This window comes from Pseudoponticoccus marisrubri, assembly GCF_001482405.1.
In the GTDB taxonomy this organism is placed as follows: domain Bacteria; phylum Pseudomonadota; class Alphaproteobacteria; order Rhodobacterales; family Rhodobacteraceae; genus Pseudoponticoccus; species Pseudoponticoccus marisrubri.
Window position 1 is genome coordinate 234956 of record NZ_LPXO01000001.1, and the last position, 24626, is coordinate 259581.

The 24626-nt window shown below is 68.9% G+C and carries 23 protein-coding genes; 14 read left to right on the forward strand and 9 right to left on the reverse strand.

The annotated features are described in order from the left end of the window. The first annotated feature begins 5 nt into the window (after window positions 1-5). The 3 genes from AVJ23_RS01155 (at window position 6) to AVJ23_RS01160 (ending at window position 1378) form a co-directional block, all read left to right on the forward strand. Window positions 6-434 carry a PA2169 family four-helix-bundle protein gene (locus tag AVJ23_RS01155; RefSeq protein ID WP_058860316.1) on the forward strand — a complete coding sequence of 143 codons (429 nt, stop codon included), beginning with the start codon at window positions 6-8 and terminating at the stop codon, window positions 432-434. A gap of 100 nt (window positions 435-534) precedes the next feature. Continuing rightward, on the forward strand, window positions 535-708 hold the full coding sequence (locus tag AVJ23_RS23045) for a hypothetical protein (RefSeq protein ID WP_169795921.1): 174 nt from the start codon (window positions 535-537) through the stop codon (window positions 706-708). Next, window positions 689-1378, forward strand: coding sequence for a DUF1638 domain-containing protein (locus AVJ23_RS01160; RefSeq protein WP_084794196.1), 690 nt, complete (start codon window positions 689-691; stop codon window positions 1376-1378). Before AVJ23_RS23045 ends, AVJ23_RS01160 begins: the two co-directional genes overlap by 20 nt. A gap of 169 nt (window positions 1379-1547) precedes the next feature. Here AVJ23_RS01160 and AVJ23_RS01165 read toward each other — a convergent pair whose 3' ends face one another. Further along, on the reverse strand, window positions 1548-3257 hold the full coding sequence (locus AVJ23_RS01165; protein WP_058860317.1) for a divergent polysaccharide deacteylase family protein: 1710 nt from the start codon (window positions 3255-3257) through the stop codon (window positions 1548-1550). Window positions 3258-3416: 159 nt separating this feature from the next. Between AVJ23_RS01165 and AVJ23_RS01170 the strand changes: the two genes are divergently transcribed. The 7 genes from AVJ23_RS01170 to lexA all read left to right on the forward strand — a co-directional run bounded on the left by AVJ23_RS01170 (window position 3417) and on the right by lexA (window position 9000). Then, the gene (locus tag AVJ23_RS01170) at window positions 3417-4004 is read left to right on the forward strand and encodes an anthranilate synthase component II (RefSeq protein WP_058860318.1); all 588 of its coding nucleotides are present in this window, start codon (window positions 3417-3419) and stop codon (window positions 4002-4004) included. Then, the gene (gene trpD / locus AVJ23_RS01175; RefSeq protein WP_058860319.1) at window positions 4001-5020 is read left to right on the forward strand and encodes an anthranilate phosphoribosyltransferase; all 1020 of its coding nucleotides are present in this window, start codon (window positions 4001-4003) and stop codon (window positions 5018-5020) included. Before AVJ23_RS01170 ends, trpD begins: the two co-directional genes overlap by 4 nt. Before the next feature lie 75 nt (window positions 5021-5095). Beyond that, window positions 5096-5758 carry a uracil-DNA glycosylase gene (locus tag AVJ23_RS01180; RefSeq protein ID WP_058860778.1) on the forward strand — a complete coding sequence of 221 codons (663 nt, stop codon included), beginning with the start codon at window positions 5096-5098 and terminating at the stop codon, window positions 5756-5758. Further along, window positions 5751-6554, forward strand: coding sequence for an indole-3-glycerol phosphate synthase TrpC (gene trpC, locus AVJ23_RS01185; protein WP_058860320.1), 804 nt, complete (start codon window positions 5751-5753; stop codon window positions 6552-6554). Before AVJ23_RS01180 ends, trpC begins: the two co-directional genes overlap by 8 nt. Continuing rightward, window positions 6551-7027: a cyclic pyranopterin monophosphate synthase MoaC gene (gene moaC, locus AVJ23_RS01190; RefSeq protein WP_058860321.1), complete on the forward strand. Its 477-nt coding sequence runs from the start codon at window positions 6551-6553 to the stop codon at window positions 7025-7027. Before trpC ends, moaC begins: the two co-directional genes overlap by 4 nt. A 25-nt stretch (window positions 7028-7052) precedes the next feature. Further along, on the forward strand, window positions 7053-8219 hold the full coding sequence (locus AVJ23_RS01195) for a molybdopterin molybdotransferase MoeA (RefSeq protein WP_058860322.1): 1167 nt from the start codon (window positions 7053-7055) through the stop codon (window positions 8217-8219). 85 nt (window positions 8220-8304) lie between these two features. After that, window positions 8305-9000 carry a transcriptional repressor LexA gene (gene lexA, locus AVJ23_RS01200; RefSeq protein ID WP_058860323.1) on the forward strand — a complete coding sequence of 232 codons (696 nt, stop codon included), beginning with the start codon at window positions 8305-8307 and terminating at the stop codon, window positions 8998-9000. Here lexA and AVJ23_RS01205 read toward each other — a convergent pair. Further along, window positions 8994-11066, reverse strand: a complete 2073-nt coding sequence (locus AVJ23_RS01205; RefSeq protein WP_058860324.1) for a ComEC/Rec2 family competence protein — start codon at window positions 11064-11066, stop codon at window positions 8994-8996. The two genes, lexA and AVJ23_RS01205, sit on opposite strands and share 7 nt — an antisense overlap. Before the next feature lie 78 nt (window positions 11067-11144). Between AVJ23_RS01205 and gltX the strand changes: the two genes are divergently transcribed. From gltX to AVJ23_RS01220, 3 genes are all read left to right on the forward strand, one after another. Then, window positions 11145-12557 carry a glutamate--tRNA ligase gene (gene gltX / locus AVJ23_RS01210; RefSeq protein WP_058860325.1) on the forward strand — a complete coding sequence of 471 codons (1413 nt, stop codon included), beginning with the start codon at window positions 11145-11147 and terminating at the stop codon, window positions 12555-12557. A gap of 86 nt (window positions 12558-12643) precedes the next feature. Continuing rightward, window positions 12644-13939, forward strand: coding sequence for a citrate synthase (gltA, locus tag AVJ23_RS01215; protein WP_058860326.1), 1296 nt, complete (start codon window positions 12644-12646; stop codon window positions 13937-13939). A gap of 269 nt (window positions 13940-14208) precedes the next feature. Next, window positions 14209-16326: a hypothetical protein gene (locus AVJ23_RS01220; protein ID WP_058860327.1), complete on the forward strand. Its 2118-nt coding sequence runs from the start codon at window positions 14209-14211 to the stop codon at window positions 16324-16326. Between the two features lie 70 nt (window positions 16327-16396). On the opposite strand, the gene AVJ23_RS01225 is transcribed toward AVJ23_RS01220, so the two are convergent. The 5 genes from AVJ23_RS01225 to AVJ23_RS01245 form a co-directional block, all read right to left on the reverse strand. After that, a complete protein-coding gene (locus AVJ23_RS01225) occupies window positions 16397-17173 on the reverse strand; it encodes an enoyl-CoA hydratase-related protein (protein WP_058860328.1) in 777 nt (258 codons plus the stop codon). Between the two features lie 227 nt (window positions 17174-17400). Next, window positions 17401-17862 (reverse strand): cytochrome c-type biogenesis protein, encoded by a 462-nt coding sequence (locus tag AVJ23_RS01230; RefSeq protein ID WP_058860329.1) that lies wholly within the window; start codon window positions 17860-17862, stop codon window positions 17401-17403. A gap of 8 nt (window positions 17863-17870) precedes the next feature. Then, on the reverse strand, window positions 17871-19838 hold the full coding sequence (locus tag AVJ23_RS01235) for a heme lyase CcmF/NrfE family subunit (RefSeq protein ID WP_058860330.1): 1968 nt from the start codon (window positions 19836-19838) through the stop codon (window positions 17871-17873). Window positions 19839-19932: 94 nt separating this feature from the next. Beyond that, window positions 19933-20514, reverse strand: coding sequence for a holin family protein (locus AVJ23_RS01240; RefSeq protein ID WP_058860331.1), 582 nt, complete (start codon window positions 20512-20514; stop codon window positions 19933-19935). Further along, window positions 20505-21128, reverse strand: coding sequence for a holin-associated N-acetylmuramidase (locus AVJ23_RS01245; RefSeq protein ID WP_240484480.1), 624 nt, complete (start codon window positions 21126-21128; stop codon window positions 20505-20507). The genes AVJ23_RS01240 and AVJ23_RS01245 overlap by 10 nt, the downstream gene beginning before the upstream one ends. Before the next feature lie 83 nt (window positions 21129-21211). Between AVJ23_RS01245 and AVJ23_RS01250 the strand changes: the two genes are divergently transcribed. Then, window positions 21212-21637, forward strand: coding sequence for a cupin domain-containing protein (locus tag AVJ23_RS01250; RefSeq protein ID WP_058860332.1), 426 nt, complete (start codon window positions 21212-21214; stop codon window positions 21635-21637). Between the two features lie 276 nt (window positions 21638-21913). Here AVJ23_RS01250 and AVJ23_RS01255 read toward each other — a convergent pair whose 3' ends face one another. Beyond that, a complete protein-coding gene (locus AVJ23_RS01255) occupies window positions 21914-22813 on the reverse strand; it encodes a PRC-barrel domain-containing protein (protein WP_058860333.1) in 900 nt (299 codons plus the stop codon). Window positions 22814-22961: 148 nt separating this feature from the next. After that, window positions 22962-24557 (reverse strand): glucose-6-phosphate isomerase, encoded by a 1596-nt coding sequence (gene pgi, locus AVJ23_RS01260; protein WP_276203201.1) that lies wholly within the window; start codon window positions 24555-24557, stop codon window positions 22962-22964. Window positions 24558-24626 lie beyond the last annotated feature (69 nt).

Consider the following 24626-nt stretch of genomic DNA (forward strand, 5'->3'; position numbering starts at 1 on the left):
GTACAATGTCGCAACGTCTGAACAACCTGAACACCATCGTCGCAGTCCTGAAATCGGGCGCCGAGTTCTACCGCAAGGCATCGCGCGCCACCGGCAAGACCGAGCTCGAGTCGCTGTTCATCGAACATGCCGAGCTGCGCGAGAAGGTCGCGGTGGAGCTGAGCGAGCTGATCGACGAGGCCGGCCACGAACCCGCCGAGGCCTCGACCGTCGAGCAGGGCCGCGCGCATCTGACGCGCATCGGCACGATCTTCAACGACCGCGACGACACGCTGGTCTCCGGGCTCGAAGAGCACGAGGACCGCACGCTCGCCGCCTTTCGCGAGGCGATCCAGCACCGCGACAACGAGCGCGACAAGCCCATGCTGGAAAGCTACATGCAGATGTTCCAGCACTCGCATGACAAGATGCGCGCGCTGAAGCAGGCGGCATGAGCATGCTTTCGGCAAAATCATGACAGAAGGCTCCTTCTCGGCGAAGGGGCCTTTTTCTTTGGCGATCAATGCCACATATTGGTTGGGAAAGGAGACATGGATGCCTGTGACGTCTTTCGCACTTCTGCTCTGTGCCGTGATCGCCGCGGCGGCGCTGACCCTCTGGGCCATGTCGGCCTGGGGTGTGCTGACCGTGTTGCCGGTGCTGATCGTGGCCGTGCTCTGTGCCCGCTGGGGCCTGGCGCATGTGCCCTATGACGACAGCCGACCCTGACCGGACAGCAGGTGACCTGCCGGCGGGCAGTCCTGCCCCGGATGATGCAACACTGACCGAGGACGGGCTGGCCCCCGATTGTTGCGGCCGGGTTCTGCTGATCGCCTGTGGTGCACTGGCCCGCGAGATCCTGGATATCCGGGCCCGCAATGGCTGGACGCATCTCGACCTGACCTGCCTTCCCGCGATCCTGCACAATCACCCGGACCGCATCGCCGATACCGTGCGCGCGGCGGTCGAGAAACACCGACAGGATTACGATCGGATCTGCGTGGTCTATGCCGATTGCGGCACGGGCGGCGCGCTGCACACCACTTGTGACGCGCTCGGGGTCGAGATGGTGGCGGGGCCGCATTGCTACGCCTTCTTCGACGGGCTCGACCGCTTCGCCGCCCGCGACGAGATCGATGCCTTCTACCTCACCGACTTCCTCGTGCGGCAATTCGATGCTTTCGTGTGGAAGCCGCTGGGACTGGACCGCCACCCGGCACTGCGCGACATGTATTTCGGCAACTACCGGCGGCTGGTCTACCTTGCCCAGACCGAGGATCCTGCCCTGACCGAGAAGGCACAGGCGCAGGCCAACCGGCTGGGCCTGGCATTCGAGCGGCGCAGCACCGGGTATGGCGACCTGTCCGGCACGCTGGAAGGCTGGGCGACACGGGCCTGACCCGGGGTGTCGGAACCCGCTTCGAAGCGGGTTCGCCCCGTCCAACTGTCCGCGCGGGCATGGCACGCTCTCCGCAGCACCACCGTCGCGAAGAGGGGCGCGCCGCAGGGGCCGGGCGGTGGGAAGGCTTTTGCAAAAGCCTTGGAAGCCGCTTCGAAGCGGCTTCGGCTCACTCCGGGGCAACCGACTCGCGCAGGACCTGCGACACCGGCACCATCGCGATGCTGGTGCCGCGATCCTGCAGCCCCCAGAGCACGAGGGCCGAGACCGTGTCGGCACGCAGCCGCCCCAGCATGACCACGGCCCCTTCCTGACGTGCCCGGAAGGCCGCCTGGTCCAGCGTGCGCCGGATCGTGGCCGGGTCCTGCCCCTCGCCGTCGAAATCGCGGAACAGGGTTGTCGAGGGCACGCCTTCCTTGGCCGCAAGCTGTTGGGCCGTGTTCAGCCCCTTCGGCATCATGACCATCCCGTGCCCCGAGGCCGCGAGATAGGCCGTCGCCTGCGAAGACACGGCGCGCGAGGCCTGAAGCCCGCCGCCCGGCGCCTCGAGCACGGCCACCGCCTCGGGCACCGCGTCCAACGCCCCGGCCAGTGCCACCTCGACATCGGCGGCCTGCGCGCCTTCGGGCATGTCGGCCAGCGCCAGCACCTCGAACCCGCGTTCCCGATAGGCCGCGGCCGTTTCCGCCGCGGTCGGGTGGCTCGGGTCGATGGCGAAGCTGACCGGAAAGGGGAAGGCCGCCAGCGCGTCGGGGCCCAGCGGGCCGCTGCCATCATCTATCAGCACGACGGACAGGCGCGGCACCTCCGCATCGGCGGTGCTTTCGGCCGCAAACCGGGTGAGCGGGCTGTCCCCGGCGCGCGGCGCCGCCTCGGCCGGCGCGGTCTCCGAGGTCTCCCCCACCGTGGGCAGCCGCCCTTCGCGCACCGCCGGGTCACGGTCGATCAGCGAGGTGGCCGGCCGCCCGATTCCCGGCGCGGAGGGCGACTGGGCCTGCACGGGTTCGGGCGCGCTCTCGGTCCCCGGGCGGAGCTCCAGCGCGGGGCCATCCGACGGCGCGGGCCGCTCGGTCACAAGCGCGCTCTCCCCTTGCGGCACTTGCGGGATCGGCGGTTGCGCGGGATCGGTGGAGATGTCGGGCTCGGCATCGGGGCTGGGCGCGCCAGGCGCCGTGCCCTGCCGCGCAGGCGAGACCGGCGCATCGCGCGCCACGGCGACCTCGGCCCCCTCGGCCGGCTCAACGCCGGGGGACAGCGCATCCGGCGCCGCGCCGACCTCGGGCCGATCCAGCGGCACCGTGTCCGCCCCAACATCGCGCGGCGACGCAGGCTCGTCGAGCGCTGCATCAGGGCGCGGGGGCAGCGCAACGCCGCTTTCCGGCGCAGGACGACGACCGGGTTGCGAGCGATCCTCCAGCACCTCCGGCGCGGCGGCGGCCATTTCTTCCCCGGCCGCCTGCCGGTCCGCGGCCGGGGGCGCTGCTGTCGGCGATGTCGCCTCGGATGCGGTCGGCTCGGCCCTCTCGTCGGCCGCCGGCAACTCATCGGTATCCGCCGGATCGGGGTCAGCGGTCGTCGCGACCGCCTCGGCCGCAGGCTCCGGCGTGGTGCTGGCCGCCTCGCCAGTCTGTTCGGGCGCGACCGGCGCGAGATCCGCGCCCTCGGCCTCTTCCGGGTCGTCTGCGCCCTCGCTGGAGGCCACCTCCGGAGCGCGCGCATCCCCGTCATCGGCCAGATCAGCCGCGGGCGACTGCGCCGCGCGGGTCGCCTCGGGCCCGGGATCGGCCGTGGGCGGGCCGATCGCCACGCCAAGTGCGGCGACGCTCACGCCCGAGACGACGACGCCCCAGATCACCCCTGTCAGAATCCCGCGTGCCATCCTGTGCCCTCCTGCCCGTCTGTTCGTGCCCCGTGCCGCCGGTCCCGACACATCTTGGCCGATGCGCGTCCGGCTTGGCGGGCCTTGACGCCAGAGGGCCCGCCTGCGCATGTATACCGCGATGAGGCGCGACCCTGCCAGCCCCGAGAGCCGAATGCCATGCTTCTTCTGATAGATAACTACGACAGCTTCACCTACAACCTCGTCCATTTCCTGGGCGAGCTGGGCGCCGAGGTGCAGGTGCATCGCAATGACCGGATCGACGTGCAATCGGCCATGGCGCTGAAGCCGCAGGGCATCGTGCTCAGCCCCGGCCCCTGCGACCCCGACCGCGCCGGCATCTGCCTCGCGCTGACCGAGGCCGCGGCTGAGACGGGCACGCCGCTGCTGGGGGTGTGCCTCGGGCACCAGACGCTGGGGCAGGCCTTTGGCGGCACGGTCGTGCGCCATGACGAGATCGTGCATGGCAAGCCGGGCATCATCCACCACCAGGGTGGCGGCGTGTTCGCCGGGCTGCCCTCGCCGCTCAAGGCGACGCGCTACCACTCGCTGGTGGTGGCGCGCGACCGGTTGCCCGACGTGCTCGAGGTGACCGCCGCGCTCGAGGATGGCACGATCATGGGGCTGTCGCACAAGGCGCTGCCGCTGCACGGGGTGCAGTTCCATCCCGAATCCATCGCCTCGGAGCATGGCCACGCGCTGCTGCGCAACTTCCTGGACCTGACATCCGTCGGGGCGCCGGCATGAGCGACGACCTGCGCCCGCTGATCGGCACAGCCGCCGACCGCCCGCTGACCCGCGCCGAGGCCGAGCGCGCCTTCACGCTGCTCTTCGAGGGCGCCGCCACCCCGGCCCAGATCGGCGGGCTGCTGATGGCGCTGCGCACCCGGGGCGAGACGGTGGACGAGTATTCCGCCGCCGCCGCGGTGATGCGGGCCAAGTGCAACAAGGTGACCGCACCCGCCGGCGCGATGGACATCGTGGGCACCGGGGGCGACGGCAAGGGCACGCTGAACATCTCGACCGCGACCGCGCTGGTGGTGGCCGGCGCCGGCGTGCCGGTGGCCAAGCATGGCAACCGCAACCTCAGCTCGAAATCGGGCGCGGCGGATGCGCTGGGGCAGATGGGCATCGACGTGATGCTGAGCGCGGCGCGGGTCGAGGCCGTGCTGGCCGAGACCGGCATCTGCTTCATGATGGCCCCGATGCACCACCCGGCCATGGCCCATGTGGGCCCGGTGCGCGCCGAGCTGGGGACCCGCACGATCTTCAACATACTCGGCCCGCTGACCAACCCCGCCGGCGTCAAGCGCCAGCTGACCGGGGCCTTCACGCGCGACCTGATCCGCCCCATGGCCGAGACGCTCAAGCAGCTGGGCGCCGAACGCGCCTGGCTGGTGCACGGCGGCGATGGCACCGACGAGCTGAGCATCTCGGGCGTCAGCTGGGTGGCCGCGCTGGACACCGATGGCAGCATCCGCGAGACCGAGCTGCACCCCGAGGAGGCCGGCCTGCCCGTGCATCCTTTCGAGGAGATCCTCGGCGGCACCCCGGACGAGAACGGCGCTGCCCTGCGCGCGCTGCTGGACGGTGCGCCCTCGGCCTATCGCGACGCGGTGCTGCTGAACGCCGCCGCCGCGCTGACCATCGCGGACAAGGCCACGGATCTGCGCGACGGCGTGGCGCTGGCACGTGAGAGCATCGACAGCGGCGCCGCACGCGACACGGTCCAAGCGCTGGCCCGAGCCACGCATGCCGGCTGAGCCGGGCGCAATGCTCACCGCAAGAGCTGCAAATTTCATGAATGAAATTTGCAAATTCCGTTCACGGAATTTGCCGTGACCCTTGGCGAGACTCCGCCCGCATGGCGACACCTGCGCTTTTTTCAGCGTGACCTGCCCGAAATCGCCGCGCGCCTGTCGCAGGAGGACGCTCCGGTCCTGCCGCCCGCGGAGCAGGTCTTTGCCGCGCTCGACGCCTGCCCGCCCGACCGGGTCCGCGTGGTCATCCTCGGGCAGGACCCCTACCCCACGCAAGGCCATGCGCATGGCTTCGCCTTCTCGGTCGCGCCGGGCACGCGTCCGCTGCCGCGCTCGCTGACCAATATCTTCCGCGAGATGACCGAGGATCTCGGCGCCTGCCCGCCCGATGGTGACCTGCGGTTCTGGGCGCCGCAGGGCGTGCTGCTGCTCAACACTGCGCTGACCGTGCCCGCGGGCCGGGCCGGCGGGCATGCGCGGCTGGGCTGGTCGCGCCTGACCGAGGAGGTTCTGGCCACGCTCTCGGACCGGCCCCGCGCCTTCCTGCTCTGGGGCAACCACGCGCAGGGCTTTGCCCGCCACATCACCGGCGCCGATCACCTGGTGCTGCGCAGCGCGCATCCCTCGCCCCTCTCGGCGCGGCGTGGCTTTTTCGGCTCGCGCCCCTTTTCCCGGATCAATGACTGGCTTAAAGCCAGAGGTGATACCCCGATCAACTGGACCGTGCCGCCCCATGACTGAGACCATCCTCGACCGGATCAAGGCCTACAAGCTGGAGGAGGTCGCCGCCGACAAGGCGCAGGTGTCGCTGGCCGAGATCGAGGCGCGCGCCCGCGCTGCCGACCCAGTCCGCCCCTTCGCGAGGGCGCTGCAGGCCGCCGCGGCCACGGGCTACGGGCTGATCGCCGAGGTCAAGAAGGCCTCCCCCTCCAAGGGGTTGATCCGGGCCGATTTCGACCCGGCCACGCTGGCCCGCGCCTATGAACAGGGCGGCGCCACCTGCCTCTCGGTTCTGACCGACACGCCCTCCTTCCAGGGGGCCAAGCCCTTCCTGACCGCGGCGCGGGCCGCCACCGCGCTGCCCGCCCTGCGCAAGGATTTCATGTACGACCCCTACCAGGTGGCCGAGGCGCGCAGCCTCGGGGCCGACTGCATCCTGATCATCATGGCCAGCGTCTCGGACGCGCAGGCGGCCGAGCTGGAAGCGGCCGCGCGCGACTGGGGGATGGATGCGCTGATCGAGGTGCATGACGCGGCCGAGCTGGACCGCGCGCTGCGGCTGGACTCGCCCCTGATCGGGGTGAACAACCGCAATCTCAAGACCTTCGAGACCACGCTGGACACCACCCGGCAGCTGTCGCGCGCCATTCCCGAGGGGCGACTGCTGATCTCGGAATCCGGCCTGACCACGCCGCAGGACCTGGCCGACATGGCCGGCTTTGGCGCGCGGGCCTTCCTCATCGGCGAGAGCCTCATGCGGCAGGACGACGTGGCCGCCGCCACCCGCGACCTGCTGCGCGATCCGGTCCCGGCATGAGCGGGCTGACCCATTTCGACGCCGAGGGCAATGCCCGCATGGTCGATGTCTCGGACAAGGCGGTGACCGCGCGCGTTGCCGTGGCCGAGGGCCATATCCGCATGGCGCCCGAGACCTATGCGTTGATCGACGAGGGCCGCGCCAAGAAGGGCGACGTGATCGGCGTGGCGCAGCTGGCCGGCATCATGGGCGCCAAGAAGACCCCCGACCTGATCCCGCTCTGCCACCCGCTGCCGGTCACCAAGGTCTCGGTCGAGCTGACCCGCGACCCCGACCTGCCCGGCCTGCGCATCACCGCGACGGTCAAGACCACCGGGCAGACAGGGGTCGAGATGGAGGCGCTGACCGCCGTCTCGACCGCGGCGCTGACGGTCTATGACATGGTCAAGGCCGCGGACAAGTCCATGCAAATCGGCGGCATCCGCGTCGTGCTGAAGGATGGCGGAAAATCAGGACGTTACGAGGCAGAGTGAGTGCGATGCGCAAAGCGGTGACCGCATGATCCCCGTCGCCGAGGCGCTGGACCGCCTGTTCGCCCTGGCCCGCCCGCTGGGCCATGAGACGGTGCCGCTGGCGCAGGCTGCGGGGCGGGTCCTGGCCGTCGCGGCGACCGCACGGCGTGACCAGCCGCCCTTCCCGGCCTCGGCCATGGATGGCTACGCGGTCAGCGATGCGGCCCCCGGCCAGCAGAAGACGGTGATCGGCGAAAGCGCCGCCGGCGCGCGTTTTGCCGGCGCGGTCGGCGCGGGCGAAGCGGTGCGCATCTTCACCGGCGCTCCGGTGCCCGACGGTGCCACCCGCATCGTCCTGCAGGAGGACGTCACCCGCGACGGCGACCGGATCACGCTGGGCGACGCGCTGGACGCGGGCCCGCATATCCGCGCCGCAGGCACGGATTTCCGCGCCGGCCACCAGCTGGAGGCCCCCCGCCGCCTGACACCGAACGACATCGCGCTGCTGGCGGCGATGAACGTGCCCGAGGTGACGGTGACGCGGCGCCCGAAAGTGGCGCTGATCTCGACCGGAAACGAGCTGGTCATGCCCGGCGACACGCCCGGTCCCGACCAGATCATCGTGTCCAACACCTACGGGCTGCAGGCGCTGCTGAGGGACCTCGGCGCCGAGCCGCGCATCCTGCCCATCGCGCGCGACAGCCTCGCCTCGCTGACCGGGGCCTTCGCGCTGATGGATGATGCCGATCTCGTCATCACGATCGGCGGCGCCTCGGTGGGGGATCATGACCTCGTGGCCGAGGTGGCAGGCACGCTGGGCATGGACCGCGCCTTTCACAAGGTGGCCATGCGCCCGGGCAAGCCGCTCATGTCCGGGCGGCTGGGCGGGGCGATGATGATCGGCCTGCCCGGCAACCCGGTCTCGGCCATGGTCTGCGGCCATGTCTTCGTGGCCCCGGTGATCGACGCGCTGAGCGGCCTGCCCGCGCGCCCCACCCCGCGGCGCCATGCGCCCCTGTCCGCCGATATCGGCGCCAATGGCTTGCGCGAGCATTACATGCGCGCCCGGCTGACCGAGGACGGCATCGCGCCATTCGAGCGGCAGGATTCCAGCCTGTTGAGCGTGCTGGGTCAGGCCAACGCCCTGCTGGTCCGCCCGCCGCAGGACCCGGCGCGCACGGCCGGAGACCGGGTGGCCTACCTGCCGCTCTAGCGCTGTCAAGGACTTATCCACAGACCATTGACACAAAACGGGAACGCCTGTAGAACAAACCGAAACAGGTTTGGGATGACCGGCGATGCTCACCAAGAAACAACTGGATCTTCTGGACTTCATCAACAGGCGGATGGCGCGCGACGGCGTGCCGCCCAGCTTTGACGAGATGAAGGAGGCGCTGGACCTTCGCTCCAAATCGGGAATCCATCGCCTGATCACCGCGCTGGAGGAACGGGGCTTCATCCGCCGGCTGGCCCATCGCGCCCGCGCCATCGAGATCGTGAAACTGCCCGAAAGCCTTGGGGGCCGGGCCAGCGGCTTTGCCCCGCAGGTGATCGAGGGCGACCTGCCCGACACCACCCCCGCCGCCGCGCAGGAGGTCAGTTCGGCCAACGTGGCCGAGCTGCCGCTGATGGGCCGCATCGCCGCCGGCCGCCCGATCGAGGCGATCAACGACCAGCCGCCGGGCATCACGGTGCCGGGCCAGATGCTGCAGGGCCGCGGGCGGCATTACGCGCTCGAGGTCAAGGGCGACTCGATGATCGAGGCCGGGATCAACGATGGCGACGTGGTCGTGATCCGCGAGACGTCGGACGCCTCCGAGGGCGATATCGTCGTGGCGCAGGTAGAGGGCTACGAGGCCACGCTGAAACGCTTCCGCCGCAAGGGTGACATGATCGTGCTCGAGGCCGCCAACCCGGCCTACGAGGCGCGTGTGCTGCCCGCCGGCGCGGTCAGCGTGCAGGGCCGGCTGGTCGGGTTGATCCGAACCTACTGATCCGCCTGCGCGACGCGCCGCTCTTCGGCCTTGGGCCGGCGGTGCCACAGCCGGGTGCCCGCGCGATCCGCGTCGGTGACACGCCGCCATCCATCCTCTGCCGGCCAATAGGCCACCGCGCCGGTGCGGCGCAGCCGGTCCGGGTCAAGGATCTCGCAGCCGCCGGACAGGCGCAGCGGCGCGCTGGTCACGAGGATCTGGCCCTTGGCGCAACCGGTCCAGGCCTCGGTCGCGCGCTTGCCCTGCAGGTGCACCAGGGTGGCGCCCTCCAGCACGGCCCGCGCGGTGCGCTTGGCGGGCCGGTCGGGCCAGAGTTCGGCCGCCCCCTCCTGCACCCCGCCCTGCCCGTCATTCTCCAGCCAGGTGTTCGCGACAAAGCCCGAGCCGCGCGCGCGCGACAGGGCGCGCCCCTCGGGCGTCATCACGCCGACCAGCGTGCCGGTATCGTTGACGAGGATCGCGGGCCGCTCGGTCACGACCCAGAGCGTCAGCCCCAACGCCGCCGGGGCCAGCCCCGCCAGCCGGCCCGGTCCGCGCCAGAGGCAGAGGATCAGACCGCCAAGCGCCAGCAGCGGCAGCACGGCGGGCATGGGCGCCTTGACGTGGCGCACCGCGCCCTCCCACGCGGCCACGTGATGCGCGACGGCCAGGATCCAGTCCAGCCCCAGCCCCATCACCGCCAGCGCGGCCCCGTCCCAGCCCAGCGGCATCAGCAGCGCCGCGACCACGCCCATGGGCACGACGAGCATGCCCATGACCGGGACCGAGACGAGGTTGGCCAGCAGCCCGTAGGGCGCGGCCTGGTTGAAATGCGCCATGCCTACCGGTGCCGTCGCCGCGCCCGCCACGGCCGAGGAGACCACAACCGACAGGACCGCGCCCAGCCAGGGCGGCGGGCGCCAGCTGCGCTGCGCGCGGCTCACCTGTTCGAACACCGCGACCAGCGCGGTCGTGGCGGCAAAGGACATCTGGAAGCCCGGGCCCAGCAATGCCTCTGGCCGCAGCATCAGCACCACCAGCGCGGCCACCGCCACGCTGCGCAGCGACAGCGCGCGCCGGTCCAGCATCAGCGCGCAAAGCGCCGCAGCGGCCATGATGAAGGCGCGTTCGGTCGCGACATTGCCGCCCGACAGCGCGAGATAGCCCGCCGCGGCCCAGAGCGCGCCGAAGGCGGCCACCTTCTTGACCGGCCAGCAATGCCGCGTCCAGGGCAGCAGGAGCAGCGCCAGCCGCAGCGCGGCAAAGACGAACCCGGCCAGCAGCCCCATGTGCAGCCCCGAAATCGCCAGCAGATGCGCAAGGTTCGTGTCGCGCAGCGCCTGCAGCGTGTCCTCGCCCATGCCCGAGCGGTCACCGCTCATGATCGCGGCGGCGAAAGCGCCGGTCTCTCCCGGCAGTCGGGCCTGCACCCGCTCGGACAGCCACATGCGCGCGCGAAAGAGCGGCAGTCCCGCGCCCGGCGGCTCCAGCATCAGCACCGGGTTGCGCGTGTAGCCCACCGCGCCCAGCTGCAGGAACCAGGCATGACGGCGGAAATCGAAGCCGCCGGGCTCCACCGCGCCGCCGGGGGGTGACAGATGGCCGGTCAGGATCACCGTGGCGCCCGGCTCGGGGTCGTAGAAGCCCTGTGTGCCGTGCAGCGAGACGCGCACGCGCAGCGGCGTGTCGTCGGGATCCATGCGCTCCAGCACCACGCGGTCGAGCGTCAGGCGCAGCGCGTCCGAGGCGGAGCGGTCGATCCGCACCACGCGCCCCTCGATCGCGCCGTAATAGCGGAAGTCCAGCACCGGCCCGGCCACTTGGTGCGCCCGCGCCCCGGCCAGCGCCACTCCTAGCGCCACCAGTGCCAGCGCCGCCAGCAGCGGGCCGAACACCGCGCCCGCCCGGGCCTGCCCGAAGACGGCCAGCCCGGCCAGCCCGCAGGCGGCCAGCACGGCAGGTGCCGGTTCGACCCGCAGCGCGAAATAGAGGCCGATGCCGCCGGCGAGGCAGACCGGCACCCAGGGAAACAGGTGCCCGCGCTGGCCGATCACCACGCGCTCCAGCCATTGAAAAGCCTGGCCCATGGTTGCCCCGGCAATACTGGCTCGTTAAGGAACGCGCAGATCCTGCCCCAGCCCGATTAGCAAAAGGTTAACCACGCCATGACCGCCCCCGTCGTGACCCGTTTCGCCCCCTCGCCCACCGGTTTCCTGCATATCGGCGGGGCGCGCACGGCGCTGTTCAACTGGCTGTTTGCGCGCGGCCGCGGCGGGCAGTTCCTGCTGCGGATCGAGGACACCGACCGCGCCCGCTCGACCCCCGAGGCAACCGAGGCGATCCTCAAGGGCCTCGACTGGCTGGGGCTGGACCATGATGGCGAGGTGGTCAGCCAGGCCGCCCGCGCCGAGCGCCATGCCGAGGTGGCGCGCGCGCTGCTGGACCGCGGCGCCGCCTACAAGTGCTTCTCGACCCAGGACGAGATCGAGGCCTTCCGCGAGGCGGCCCGGGCCGAGAAGCGCTCGACCCTCTTCGTCAGCCCGTGGCGCGACGCCGATCCGGCGACGCATCCGGACGCGCCTTACGTGATCCGCCTGCGCACCCCGCTGGACGGCGAGACGGTGATCCGCGACGAGGTGCAGGGCGAGGTGACGATCCGCAACGACCAGCTGGACGACATGATCCTGCTGCGCTCGGACGGCACGCCGGTCTACATGCTGGCCGTGGTGGTGGACGATCACGACATGGGCGTGACCCACGTGATCCGCGGCGACGACCACCTGAACAACGCGGCGCGCCAGATGGGCATCTACACCGCCATGGGCTGGGACCTGCCGGTCTATGCGCACATCCCGCTGATCCACGGGCCGGACGGCAAGAAACTGTCCAAGCGGCACGGCGCGCTGGGGGCGGACGAGTACCAGAAGATGGGCTACCCGGCGGCGGGCATGCGCAACTACCTGGCGCGGCTGGGCTGGAGCCATGGCGATGACGAGTTCTTCACCGACGCACAGGCGCGGGAATGGTTCGACCTTGCGGGAATCGGCAAGTCCCCGGCCCGGTTCGATTTCAAGAAACTGGAGAATATCTGCGGCCAGCACATCGCCGCGGCCGAGGATGCTGCGTTGCTGCAAGAAATCGACGCCTTCCTTGAGGTGACTGGCCAGCTGCCCCTGACCGAGGCGCAGCGCGACGGGTTGGGACGTGCGCTGTATTGCCTCAAGGAGCGGGCCAAGACCCTGCCAGAAGTGCTTGAAAAGGGGCACTTTGTCCTGACAGAGACGCCGGTGGAACCGGACGCGAAGGCGGCCAAGGCGCTGGATACTGTATCCCGTGGTATACTGGGATCGTTGACGCCGCACTTGCAAAATGCTAGCTGGACGCGCGAGGATCTGGAGGCGGTCATGAACCGTTTCGCCGAGGATCAGGGCACCAAGTTCGGCAAGCTGGCGGCGCCCCTGCGGGCCGCTCTGGCCGGTCGCGCGGCGACGCCCTCGGTCTTCGACATGATGCTGGTGCTGGGCCGGGACGAGACGCTGAACCGTCTGACCCATGCCGCGGCCGGCGGGGACGGCTGATCGCCCCTGTCCCCGGGCCATGTGATTGCAAACGGCAGGGCCGCCGCACTGGCCCCGCCCCGACATGACGAAGAGGGACGAAAAGCATGGCTGAACCGACCAAGACTGCAAAACTGACCATCGGCGAACAGGCCTTCGACCTGCCGATCCATTCGCCGACCGCCGGTCCGGACGTGATCGACATCCGCAAGCTCTATGGCCAGGCGGGCGTGTTCACCTATGACCCCGGCTTCACCTCGACCGCGTCCTGCGACTCGACCATCACCTTCATCGATGGCGAGAAGGGCGAGCTGCTGCATCGCGGCTACCCGATCGACCAGCTGGCCTCGAAATCGCATTACCTCGAGGTCTGCTTCCTGCTGCTCTACGGCTACCTGCCCAAGGCGGAAGAGCTCGAGACCTTCGAGGGCACGATCACCCGCCACACCATGATCCACGAGCAGATGGTGAACTTCTTCCGCGGCTTCCGCCGGGATGCGCACCCGATGGCGATCATGGTCGGCGTGGTCGGCGCGATGGCAGCCTTCTACCATGACAGCACCGACATCTCGGACCCGCGCCAGCGCGAGATCGCCAGCCACCGCCTGATCGCCAAGATGCCCACCATCGCGGCCTGGGCCTACAAGTACTCGATCGGCCAGCCCTTCGTGTATCCGCGCAACGATCTGGATTACGCGGCGAACTTCCTGCACATGTGCTTCAGCGTGCCGGCAGAGGAATACGTGGTCGACCCGATCCTGAGCCGCGCGATGGACCGGATCTTCACCCTGCACGCCGATCACGAGCAGAACGCTTCGACCTCGACGGTGCGGCTGGCTTCCTCCTCGGGCGCCAACCCCTTTGCCTGCATCGCGGCCGGCATCGCCTGCCTGTGGGGTCCGGCCCATGGCGGCGCCAACCAGGCCTGCCTCGAGATGCTCAAGCAGATCGGCAGCCCCGAGAACATCCCCGAATACATCGCGCGGGCCAAGGACAAGAACGATCCGTTCCGCCTGATGGGCTTCGGCCACCGGGTCTACAAGAACTTCGACCCGCGCGCCAAGGTGATGAAGCAGTCCGCCGACGAGGTGCTGGACCTGATGGGGATCGAGAACAACCCGATCCTCGCCACCGCCAAGGCGCTGGAAGAGGCCGCACTAAAGGACGAGTACTTCACCGAGAAGAAGCTCTTCCCGAATGTGGATTTCTACTCGGGCATCATCCTCGAGGCGATGGGCTTCCCGACCTCGATGTTCACGCCGATCTTCGCGCTGTCGCGCACCGTCGGCTGGGTCAGCCAGTGGAAGGAAATGCTGAACGACCCGCAGAACAAGATCGGCCGCCCGCGGCAGCTCTACCTTGGCGAGACCGCGCGCGACTACGTCGATATCGAGAACCGTTGAGCCGCCAAGGGCCCGCGACTCACCCGACAGGACCCGGTGCCGGAGACGGCGCCGGGTTTTCCTTTGCCGCCATGCTGCGGCCACCGGTGTCGCGGACAATCTCTGACACCGTCCGGCATTGTTCCGGAACCGGGACGGGCGGCCCGTGGAATGTGGCGCCTTGATGGCGGAAACGCTGCGTTTCCACAAAATTTGAAGCAATTACGGCGGTTTCGCGGCACGACATTGGGCAATCGTCTTTTTTGGTCAATTTGCGCGAGGACCCCGTCATGCCCGCTGTTCCCAGTTCCGAAATCCTGCTTGGCTGTGACCCGCAAGTGCGCTTCGTCGTGATCGAGGACGAGGGCAACCTTGTCCTGCAGGTCTTTGCCGAGGACCCGGCCAATACCGATCTCGACGCGCTGTTCTTCAACCTGACCGATCCCGCGATCGCCCCCGACCTGACGATCTCTCCAGGCTTCAACGAGGCGATCGGTTCCAACGGCGAGAACGTGACCGGCTATGACGTGGCGGTCGGCACGCAGAACCAGTTGAACAACGGCGCCCAGATCGCCGAGAGTTATGACGTCAAGCTGGAATTCGGCACCGTGCCCTATTCCTCGAACGGCGATGTCGACGAGGCGATGCTGACCCTCTATGTCGACGGAAACGGATCAAACCTGACGGCCGACAGCCTCGACCTGTCGAACATGACCGCCGTTGTGAACACCGAGACCGGCACCGGGCTGGCGCTGACCGGCGGCGTGCCGGGCAGCAACGCGCCGGTGCAGACCCCCGTGATCAACACCGTCTCCGAGGATTTCAACGGGCTGCACTATGCCTCGCAGAGCGATCTCGTCGAGGGCTGGACCGACTGGGACATCCGCCATGGCCAGCTGGAGACCGACGGCAATGATGACGGCACGCTGATGCTGCAGGAGGTCGCGACCGAGGGCCCGGCCGCGCTGTCCTTCGACGCGCGCGGCATCAATATCGACCGGTTCGAGAATTCCGGCCATGCCGCCGACAGCCTGCGCATCGAGGTGCAGGTGGATGGCGGCGACTGGGTGCTGCTGGACGAGTTCCAGGTCAATGATGACGGCACTGCGCTGGTCGGCTCGAACACCGGGCAGACCATCACCAGCCACATGGGCCAGGTCAGCTATTCCGGCGGCGTTCTGGACGAAGCCTCGGAAAGCGTGCAGTTCCGGCTGGTCTCGGACATCTCGGCCCGTGACGAGAATATCCGCATCGACAATATCGAGATCCAGACCACCGAGCTGCTGACCGCCGGCGAGACGGTGCTGCTGGACGAGGATTTCGACGGTCTGCACGACCCCGATGACAGCGAGACCGTGGTGCGCGACGATGGCTGGGAGGTCGAGAACGGCCAGGCCATGACCGATGGCTGCAATGACGGCACGATGACCTTCGCCGAGGTCGCCACCTCCGACCCGGTGGAGCTGTCGCTCGACATGCGCGCCCACGGCGTGCAGAATTTCGAGAATTCCGGCTGGAGCGAGGACAGCCTGCGCGTCGAGGTCCAGATCGACGGCGGCGACTGGGTGCTGCTGGACGAATTCCAGGTCAACGATGACGGCACCGCCATGGTGGGCTCGCTCACCGGGCAGAGCTTTGACGGCGACCTCTCCACATTGAACTATTCCGGCGGCGTGCTGGACAGCGCCTCCGAGGACGTGCAGGTGCGGCTGGTCTCGGACATCTCGGCCTCGAACGAGAAGATCTATGTCGACAACGTGCAGATCACCTCGACCTCCGAGGGTGCCCCGGCCAGCGGCGAAGAGACCTGCGAGGAATTCGAGGCCGCGCAGGCCGGTGACAGCGGCGCACTGGTCTTCGGCGGCGTGACCGTCACCGCCGACCGCGCGCAGGACAGCGACGGCGCGGGCAATGACGCCATGGTGTTCGACACCGCCAACCCCACCGGCGGCGATTGGGATCTCGGCTATGCCGGCCAGGGCAATGCGATCATCATCTCCGAGGATGGCGATGCGGCGGATCCCGACGACAACGCGGCCGGCGGCACCATCCGCTTCGAGTTCGAACAGGCCTCGGACGTGACCAGCCTGACCGTGCTCGATGTCGAGGAAGAGGGCGGCGCGATCGACCTCTACGACACCGAGGGCGAGCTGATCGACAGCGTCGCGATCCCGGCGGCCGGCAACAATTCCGAGCAGCTGCTAGAGCTGAACGCCGCCGGCGTGGCCAGCATGGAGGTGACCCTCGCCGGCTCCGGCGCCGTGGACGACCTGTACTACACCACGCCCCAGGACGCCGATTGCGGCCAGTACGAGCTCACCTATGACGACCTGATGAACACCGATCCCCTGCCCGAGGAGCAGCCGGACGAGGAGCAACAGGTCGAGGACGACATGGTTTTCGCCTGACCCTCAGCAACGGGTCGCGCGGCGCACCCCCGGGGGGCCTGCCGCGCGACACAGCGCGGGCCATGGACCGTCAGCGCCCCTCGTAGATCGCGGGGCGCTTTTCGTGGAAGGCGACGACGCCTTCCTTGAAATCACGGGTCTTGCCGCATTCGCCCTGCAGCTTGGCCTCCAGCGTCAGCTGGCTCTCGATGTCGTTGTCAAAGCTCGCCCGCAGCGCCTGCTTGACCCGCGCATAGGCAGCGGTCGGCCCCTTGGCAAGATGGGCGGCGCGGCGGCGCCACGTGGCCTCGAACCCCTCGTCCGGCACCGCCTCCCAGATCAGCCCCCAGGCCTCGGCCTGCGCCGCGGGGATCTTCTCGGCAAAGAGCGCGGCCCCCATGGCCTTGGCCAGCCCAACCTGGCGCGGCAGGACCCAGGTGCCGCCGGCATCCGGGATCAGCCCGATCCGCGTGAAGGCCTGCAAGAAGAAGGCGCTTTGCGTGGCGATCACCACGTCGGTCACGAGCGCGAGGTTCGCCCCCGCCCCCGCCGCCGCGCCGTTCACCGCCGCGATGGTGGGCACCGGGCAGTCGATCACCGCCTTGAGCATGGGCACGTATTCGTCGCGCAGCGTGCGCTCGAGATCGAGATTGGCCGCGTTGCCAGCATCGCCGAGATCCTGCCCCGAGCAGAAGGCCGGCCCCTGCCCCGTCAGCACGACCACCCGCGCCTCGCGCCCCGCACGGGTCACCGCATCGGTGATCTCGGCCCGCATCAGGCTGTTGAGCGCATTCATCACCTCGGGCCGGGCCAGCGAGATCACCGCTTGCCCGTCTTCCAGCTCATACGTGATCGTGTCATAGCGCATATCCGCGGCTCCCCTGTCCTGCTGCCGGCATGAAACACGCGCCGCTCTGGTTTGGCAAAGCCAAACGCCGCGTCACGGCGGCGCCCTTCGCGACAAAAGCCCTCTTGGCGGATTTGCCGGAGGCAGGCCTTTTGGCGCCTTGCCTGGAACATGATACCCGGGCGCCCGGTCCGATCCTTGCGCCGTGAGTATTTTAGGAAAGATGAAAGACAGGCTTGTGGGCGCTGTCAGCTCTTGAGGATCTCGTCGAGGCGTTTCTGCTCGTCTTCGCTGAGGCCGGTGTCGGCGGGGCCGGTGGCGCGGGCGCGGAGGTAAATCGCTGCGAGGGTGAGCGCGATGAGGAAGAGCAGCGGGCCGGAGGCCCAGAGCAGCCAGTTCCAGCCCCCCGTGGTGGGGCGCAGGAGGACGAATTCGCCGTAGCGGTCGACCACGTAATCAACCACCTCCTCGTTGCTGTCGCCTTCCAGCAGGCGTTCGCGCACGAGCAGGCGCAGGTCGCGGGCCAGCGAAGCGTTCGATTCGTCGATGCTCTCGTTCTGGCAGACGAGGCAGCGCAGCCCGGCCGAGATGTCGCGGGCGCGCTCTTCCAGCGCCGGGTCCTCGAGCACCTCGTCGGGGTTCACCGCCAGCGCGGGCAGGGCCGCGCCAGCCAGCATCACTGCCAGGGCGAGGCGGCGAAATCCTTGCATCCAGCCGCTCATTCCGCCGGGACCCCGGTGGCGGGGGTGGGCTTGGCGGCGCCGGCCGCGACGCGGTAGCGGCGGTCGCTGAGGCTGAGCGTGCCGCCCAGAGCCATCAGGATGGAGCCCGCCCAGATCCAGTTGGCCAGCGGCTTGATATAGGTGCGCATCACCCAGCCACCGCCCTCTTGCGGGTCACCGATCACCACGTAGACGTCACGCATCACGCGGTAGTCGATCGCCGCCTCGGTGGTGGGCATCTCGGCCACGGGATAGTTGCGCTTCTCGGGGTTGAGCCGCGCGATCTCGCGCCCGTCCTTCGACAGGCGGACATCGCCCATGGTCGAGATGTAGTTGGGCCCCTGCACCCGATCGACCGAGAGCAGCTCCAGCGTGAAGCCGCCCACCTCGAAGGACTCGTTCAGCTGCGCGACGCGGATATCTTCCTCCTGCCAGGCCATCAGCCCGGCAATGCCCAGCATGGTCACGCCGAGTCCGGCATGGGCCACCGCCTTGCCCCAGTCCGCGCGTGGCAGGCGCGCGAGGCGCGACAGGTCGCGGTTGCGGCCGGTGCGGCTGACCAGGTCGGTCGCGGCGCCGGCGATCAGCCAGGTGCCGAGGAAAACGCCGATCGGACCCATCAGGCTGCGCCCGGTCTGCATCGCCCAGACCAGCCCCATCAGCGCCAAGGCCAGGCCGAAGGCGGGGGCGAGATCCCGCGCCACGCGGGAGAGCTTGCCGCGCTTCCAGGCCAGCATGGAGCCCAGCGGAAGCGCCAGCCCCAGCACCACCATGAAGGGGGTGAAGGCCATGTTGAAGAAGGGCGGGCCGACCGACAGTTTCCGGTCAAACAGCATCTCGGCCACGAAGGGCCACATGGTGCCCACGAAGACCACGAAGGAGGACACGGCCAGCAGGATGTTGTTCAGCACCAGCGCGCTTTCGCGGCTGACCACGCCGAACACGCCCTTGGCCTCCATCGCCTGCGCCCGGGCGGCGAAGAGCGTCAGCGCGCCGCCGGTGAAGAAGACGAGGATCATCAGGATGAACTGGCCGCGCTCGGGGTCGTTGGCGAAGGCATGCACCGAGGTCAGCAGGCCCGAGCGCACGATGAAGGTGCCGATCAGCGAGAAACCGAAGGCGAGGATCGCTAGCAGCACGGTCCAGCTTTTCAGCGCCTCGCGCTTCTCGACCACGATGGCCGAGTGCAGCAGTGCGGCGGCAAAGAGCCAGGGCATGAAGGAGGCATTCTCGACCGGATCCCAGAACCAGAAGCCCCCCCAGCCCAGCTCGTAATAGGCCCACCACGACCCCAGCGCGATGCCGATGGTCAGGAAGACCCAGCTGACCAGCGTCCAGGGCCGCACCCAGCGCCCCCAGGCGGCATCGACCCGCCCTTCGATCAGCGCCGCCACGGCGAAGGAGAAGCAGATGCTCAGCCCGACATAGCCGAGATAGAGGAAGGGCGGGTGGAAAGCGAGCCCGGGATCCTGCAGCAGCGGGTTGAGATCCTGCCCGTCAAAGGGCGGCACGCCGAGGCGCAGGAACGGGTTCGAGGTGAAGATGATGAAGGCGAAAAAGGCCGCCGCGACCGAGGACTGCACGGCCAGCACGCGCGCCCGAAGCGTCGGTGGCAGGTTGCCCCCGAACCAGGCCGCCAGCGCGCCGAACAGGGTCAGGATCAGCACCCAGAGCAGCATCGAGCCCTCGTGGTTGCCCCAGACGCCCGAGATCTTGTAGATCATCGGCTTGGCCGAATGGCTGTTGAGATAGACCAGCCTGAGCGAGAAATCCGACACCACGAAGGCGTAGGTCAGCGCGCAGAAGGAGGCCGCGGTCAGGGCGAACTGCGCCGTCGCGGCGGGCTCGGCCATGGCCATCCAGCCGGGCCATCGCTTGTGGGCCCCCACCAGCGGCACGACCGCCTGGACCAGCGACACGAGAAAGGCGAGGATGAGGGCGAAGTGGCCGAGCTCTGTAATCATGCCTCTGGTTATAGAGGCTGGGGCAGGCCCGGCCAACGGATTTCCCGTCCGCCGGGCGATCACATTGTCGCAACACGATACGATACGTGGCCGTTCAGCGCGACCGTTCCGCGCGCCATTCGGCCAGCGCCGGGTTGTCCGAGCGGTTCTCCGGGACATCCGGTCGGGCATTGTCCGTCGCGTCGGTGGCCGGCGCTTCAGGATCATGGCTGCGCAACCCGTCGATGTCGCGCATGGTGCGCACCACCTGCGGCACCGCGGCGATGGTCGCGGCCATCTCGCGCTGGAACTCCTGCCCCTTGGCCTGGTGGCGCGCGCCGAAATAGAAGCTGACGATCGCCGCCAGCAGCCACCAGAGCGGCTCCGGCACCAGCGCGATCCCGGCCATGCGCGCCGCGAACCAGACCGGGTCGACCATGGCCGCAACGAACAGGCCCAGCGTGCCCAACGCCATGGCAGGCCTCGGCAGCCGGTTCAGCGCGTCCATCAGCCGGTCGAACCAGCCGCGCCGGGTGATCCGGAACTCGCCCGCGAACTGGCCCAGCGCGGCCGATTGCAGGTCATGGCCGCGGGCCGCCTGCGCCTCGGCATTGATGCGGAACACCTCCGCGGTCTCGGCCACCACGTTGCGCCCGCCGCCGAACAGGGCCGAGAGCAGCTTTTCGATCATCCCCATGCCGCCACCCGCTCTGCAAATTCGGCCGCGCTCAGGTGATAGCGGGGCGAGATGAACTCTTCGGCGCGGCGGATCCAGCCGCCCTTGCCGCCGGCCCGGGTGCGCGCGTATTTCCGCGAGGCCGGCCGGCGATCGGCAAGGCGGAAATAGTAGTTGCGCCGCGCGATCCCGTAGGCATCGACCATGTGATCGGGCGCCTGGGCAAAGGCGCGCGCCGCGGCGCCGATAGTCTGTGGCCCGATTTTCCCGTCAACCGCGACCACCTCTCCCATCTCTCCCAGAAGGCGCTGCAGGATCTTCACCGCGTTGCCGCCCGCGTTGACATACATGTCGAAAACGGTGGCATGCAGCGCCTCGGGCAGCTCGGCGATGCGCGGGGACATGAAGTAGTGCTGCAGGAAGATCTCGACCGCCTGGGCGCGGCTCAGCCGCCGGACATCGGCGGCATCCACCCGCCCGTCGCCGGTCAGGTCCAGCCCCAATCGGCGCATGGTGTGGATCGTGACCCCGTGCTTGGTGGCCCCGCCCGGGTCGTCGGGATCGTTGACATAGCCGCCCTCGCGGGCGACGATTTCCTCGGCCATCTGCCGGATACGCCTTTGCGACGCCGCCATCTTCTGCCTCCTGCTGACGCGGATATCGAATGAGAGCAGGCTGCGCCGCGCGGGTTAACCAAACTTCAGGAGGGCGTACGCCGATGCGCGCAGACCAGGTCATCTCAACGCTCGGACTGGCCCCGCATCCCGAAGGCGGTCACTACCGCCAGACCTGGAGCGCCGAAGAATGCGATGCCGAGGGCCGCGCCCTGGGCACCTGCATCTATTTCCTGCTGGCGGACGGCGAGCGCAGCCACTGGCACCGCGTCGATGCCACCGAGATCTGGCTCTTCCACGCCGGCGCGCCGCTGGTGCTTTCCCTCGCCGAGAGCATGTCGGGCCCGCGCACCGACCTCACCCTGGGCCCCGACCTCGCCACCGGCGCGCGCCCGCAAGCGATCGTTCCGAAACATCACTGGCAAAGCGCGCGCAGCACCGGCGCCTGGACCCTGGTCAGTTGCACCGTCTCGCCCGGCTTCCGCTTCGAAGGCTTCACCCTCGCTCCACCTGAGTTTGACATCCCGTGACCGGCGCACCTCAAGACACGCCAGAGCAAGGGTGGCTTGCGTTCATTTTTGAGTATTTTCAGAAAGATGAAAGATACGTGGTGCGTTCCACTCTGAGTCTTTCCGGGCCACGGCCTGTCTTTCATCTTTCCCAAAATACTCAAATCTACCCGAGACATAGGCGCCTTGGTCAGGCGTGGCGTGCCTTCGGCTGCGACAACTTCAGTCACGCCAAAAAAAGACCCCGTCCGGGAGGGAACCGGACGGGGTGGGTGGCCCTTGAACGAGGCCGCGGCGTCAGCCGTCGGTGTCGCCCCGCGCCATCGCTTCGTCGATGCTCTGCATCGAGGTCAGGCGATCTTCGGTGAAGGGCGTGACGATGGCATAGCTGTCCTCGCCGGTGGGCACCAGCTTCATCTCTTCGACCGGGAGCATGACGAACTTGTCGCCGATCCCGAGGAAGCCGCCCACTTCGGCCACGACGCCGGCCAGCTTGCCATCGGCGCTCAGGACCACGTCCTCGATCGAGCCGATGCGGGTCCAGCCTTCGGCAATCCCGTCATGCATCAGCTCGGTATCCCAATCCGCCTGTTCCTGGGCGTCGAGCGTGTAGACCACGCCACCCTCGATGCCGCTGACGCGCAGCAACTGGGTGTTTGCGGCCGCCTCGGTGCCGTCTTCCATGCCCTCCGGTGCGGCGTCGGCCGTGGCATTGCCCGTGGGCACCATCGGATCATCCGAGTCGGCCATGGAGGTCTCACCCTCCGCCATCGGATCGGCACTCTCGGCCGTTTCGCTATCGTCCTCCGCCACCGGCTCGGCGTTTTCGGCCGTCTCGCTATCGTCCTCCGCCATCGGGTCGGCGTTTTCGGCCGTTTCGCTATCGTCCTCCGCCATCGGGTCGGCGTTGTCGGCCGTCTCGCCGCCGTCCTCGGCCATCGGGTCGGCGTTGTCGGCCGTTTCGGACTTGTCACCGGTCATGGTGACCGTATCGTCATCGGCCGTGGGCGCGGTGCTGTCGGCGGTCTCGGTGCCGTCTTCCGAGCCTTGCGAATCGGTATTCTCTGCCTGGTCGGCGGGCGTGACCGTCTGGTCGGTCTCGGTCATGTCGGCCGACGAGGCATGGCTCTCGGCAAGGGCGGGGGCAGTCATCAGGGCGAGCACGGCCGTGGCCGTCACGAAGGTGAGGCGTGTCATCATAAGCTCCTTGAAGCATTGAGGAAATGTGCCCCCTCAACGCCGGGCCCGTGTGGCGGTTCCCGGGCTGCCTCAAGGATCTTCACGGATGCGTGCGGAAACCCGCCGAGGGTTGACAGGGGCGTCGAGGACGACGCCCCGGCCCGGCTCAGCCGCGATGCGCGTGCACGTAGCCCAGAAGCTGCGCGGTGGAGCCGTCCTTGCCTGTGACGGGCGTCTCGCCCGAGACCATCGGCCCCAGCGCGGTGGCCAGCTCCTTGCCCAGTTCGACGCCCCACTGGTCGTAGGAGTTGATGTCGAGGATCACGCCTTCGACAAAGACCCGGTGCTCATACAGAGCCACGATCCGACCCAGCGTCTCGGGGTCGAGCGTTTCGTAGATCAGCGTGGTCGAGGGGCGGTTGCCGGGGAAGACCCGGTGGCGCGCCTGCCGCTCCAGCTCGTCGCCCTCGAACTGGCCGGCCACCTTGGCACGCGCCTCGTCGAGGCTGCGCCCGCGCATCAGCGCTTCGGACTGGGCGAGGCAATTGGCGACCAGCAGCTCGTGATGGTGGCGCAGATCCGGCTCGTGGCCCCGCGCGGCCAGCAGGAATTCGCAGGGCACGACGCGGGTGCCCTGGTGGATCAGCTGGTAGAAGGCGTGCTGGCCGTTTGTGCCAGGCTCGCCCCAGACCACCGGGCCGGAATGGCAGGTCAGATCGGCCCCGTCCATGCTGACGCCCTTGCCGTTGCTCTCCATCTCCAGCTGTTGCAGGTAGGCCGGCAGGCGCATCAGCCGGTTGTCATAGGGCAGCACGGCGCGCGTGGCATGGCCCAGCACCTGGTTGTGCCACAGCCCCACCAGCGCCAGCAGCACCGGCATGTTGGCCTCGGGCGGCGCTTCGCGGAAATGGCGGTCCATGGACTGGCCGCCGCGCAGGAAGGCGCGGAAATTCTCGGGCCCGATGGCCAGCATCAGCGACAGCCCGATCGGCCCCCAGACCGAGTAGCGCCCGCCGACCCAGTCCTCGAAGCCGAAGACCCGCTCGGCCGGGATGCCGAACTCGCCCGCCTTGGCCACGTTCGAGCTCAGCGCGATGAAGCGCCCCGCGTCCGAGACACCCTTTTCGGCCAGCCAGGCCTTGGCGCTGCGGGCATTGGTCATGGTCTCGATCGTGGTGAAGGTCTTGGAGGCCACGATGAACACCGTGCGCTCGGGATCGCAGAGCTTGAGCGTGTCGGCGATATCGGCCCCGTCCACGTTCGAGACGAAATGTGCGCGCGGCCCGTCATGATAGGGCGCCAGCGCCAGCGTCGCCATGACCGGGCCGAGGTCCGAGCCGCCGATGCCGATATTGACCACGTCGGTCACGTCGCTGTCACGGATCTCGCGGGCCAGCGCCTCCATCCGGTCCAGCACCTCGAGCACGCCGGGCATCACGTCGCGGCCATCCACCAGCACCGGGGCGGCATCGAGATTGCGCAGCGCAGTGTGCAGCACGGCGCGGCCCTCGGTCTCGTTGATCTTCTGGCCCGCGAACATCGCGTCGCGCCGCGCCGCGACGCCGCGCGTCTCGGCCAGCTCCAGCAGGGCGGCGCGGATCTCGTCATCGATCTGCGTCTTGGAATAGTCGAACAGCATGTCCTCGGCCGACAGGCTGAAGGCCGCCGCGCGGCCCTCGTCGGCGAACAGCTCCTCGATGCGCCGGTCGCCAAGGCGCCCTGCGAGGCTTGTCAGTTTGTCCCACATGGTCTTTCTCCGCACAGTCCTATACGCGCCGGGCCGGCCGGCCGCGTGCCGCCCGGTCCCCGATGCCCGTCCCCTGCCCGGGGC

What these genes read in the sequence shown, in the direction of transcription:
- AVJ23_RS01220 (WP_058860327.1), top strand. Translation starts at nt 14,209, where the DNA reads ATGCCCGCTGTTCCCAGTTCCGAAATCCTGCTTGGCTGTGACCCGCAA.
- AVJ23_RS01245 (WP_240484480.1), bottom strand. Translation starts at nt 21,128, where the DNA reads ATGGCGGCGTCGCAAAGGCGTATCCGGCAGATGGCCGAGGAAATCGTC.
- AVJ23_RS01255 (WP_058860333.1), bottom strand. Translation starts at nt 22,813, where the DNA reads ATGACACGCCTCACCTTCGTGACGGCCACGGCCGTGCTCGCCCTGATG.
- AVJ23_RS01230 (WP_058860329.1), bottom strand. Translation starts at nt 17,862, where the DNA reads ATGCAAGGATTTCGCCGCCTCGCCCTGGCAGTGATGCTGGCTGGCGCG.
- AVJ23_RS01155 (WP_058860316.1), top strand. Translation starts at nt 6, where the DNA reads ATGTCGCAACGTCTGAACAACCTGAACACCATCGTCGCAGTCCTGAAA.
- AVJ23_RS01205 (WP_058860324.1), bottom strand. Translation starts at nt 11,066, where the DNA reads ATGGGCCAGGCTTTTCAATGGCTGGAGCGCGTGGTGATCGGCCAGCGC.
- AVJ23_RS01165 (WP_058860317.1), bottom strand. Translation starts at nt 3,257, where the DNA reads ATGGCACGCGGGATTCTGACAGGGGTGATCTGGGGCGTCGTCGTCTCG.
- AVJ23_RS01195 (WP_058860322.1), top strand. Translation starts at nt 7,053, where the DNA reads ATGATCCCCGTCGCCGAGGCGCTGGACCGCCTGTTCGCCCTGGCCCGC.
- AVJ23_RS01240 (WP_058860331.1), bottom strand. Translation starts at nt 20,514, where the DNA reads ATGGGGATGATCGAAAAGCTGCTCTCGGCCCTGTTCGGCGGCGGGCGC.
- AVJ23_RS01250 (WP_058860332.1), top strand. Translation starts at nt 21,212, where the DNA reads ATGCGCGCAGACCAGGTCATCTCAACGCTCGGACTGGCCCCGCATCCC.
- AVJ23_RS01235 (WP_058860330.1), bottom strand. Translation starts at nt 19,838, where the DNA reads ATGATTACAGAGCTCGGCCACTTCGCCCTCATCCTCGCCTTTCTCGTG.
- AVJ23_RS01160 (WP_084794196.1), top strand. Translation starts at nt 689, where the DNA reads ATGACGACAGCCGACCCTGACCGGACAGCAGGTGACCTGCCGGCGGGC.
- AVJ23_RS01170 (WP_058860318.1), top strand. Translation starts at nt 3,417, where the DNA reads ATGCTTCTTCTGATAGATAACTACGACAGCTTCACCTACAACCTCGTC.
- AVJ23_RS01225 (WP_058860328.1), bottom strand. Translation starts at nt 17,173, where the DNA reads ATGCGCTATGACACGATCACGTATGAGCTGGAAGACGGGCAAGCGGTG.
- lexA (WP_058860323.1), top strand. Translation starts at nt 8,305, where the DNA reads ATGCTCACCAAGAAACAACTGGATCTTCTGGACTTCATCAACAGGCGG.
- AVJ23_RS23045 (WP_169795921.1), top strand. Translation starts at nt 535, where the DNA reads ATGCCTGTGACGTCTTTCGCACTTCTGCTCTGTGCCGTGATCGCCGCG.
- gltA (WP_058860326.1), top strand. Translation starts at nt 12,644, where the DNA reads ATGGCTGAACCGACCAAGACTGCAAAACTGACCATCGGCGAACAGGCC.
- gltX (WP_058860325.1), top strand. Translation starts at nt 11,145, where the DNA reads ATGACCGCCCCCGTCGTGACCCGTTTCGCCCCCTCGCCCACCGGTTTC.
- trpC (WP_058860320.1), top strand. Translation starts at nt 5,751, where the DNA reads ATGACTGAGACCATCCTCGACCGGATCAAGGCCTACAAGCTGGAGGAG.
- trpD (WP_058860319.1), top strand. Translation starts at nt 4,001, where the DNA reads ATGAGCGACGACCTGCGCCCGCTGATCGGCACAGCCGCCGACCGCCCG.
- moaC (WP_058860321.1), top strand. Translation starts at nt 6,551, where the DNA reads ATGAGCGGGCTGACCCATTTCGACGCCGAGGGCAATGCCCGCATGGTC.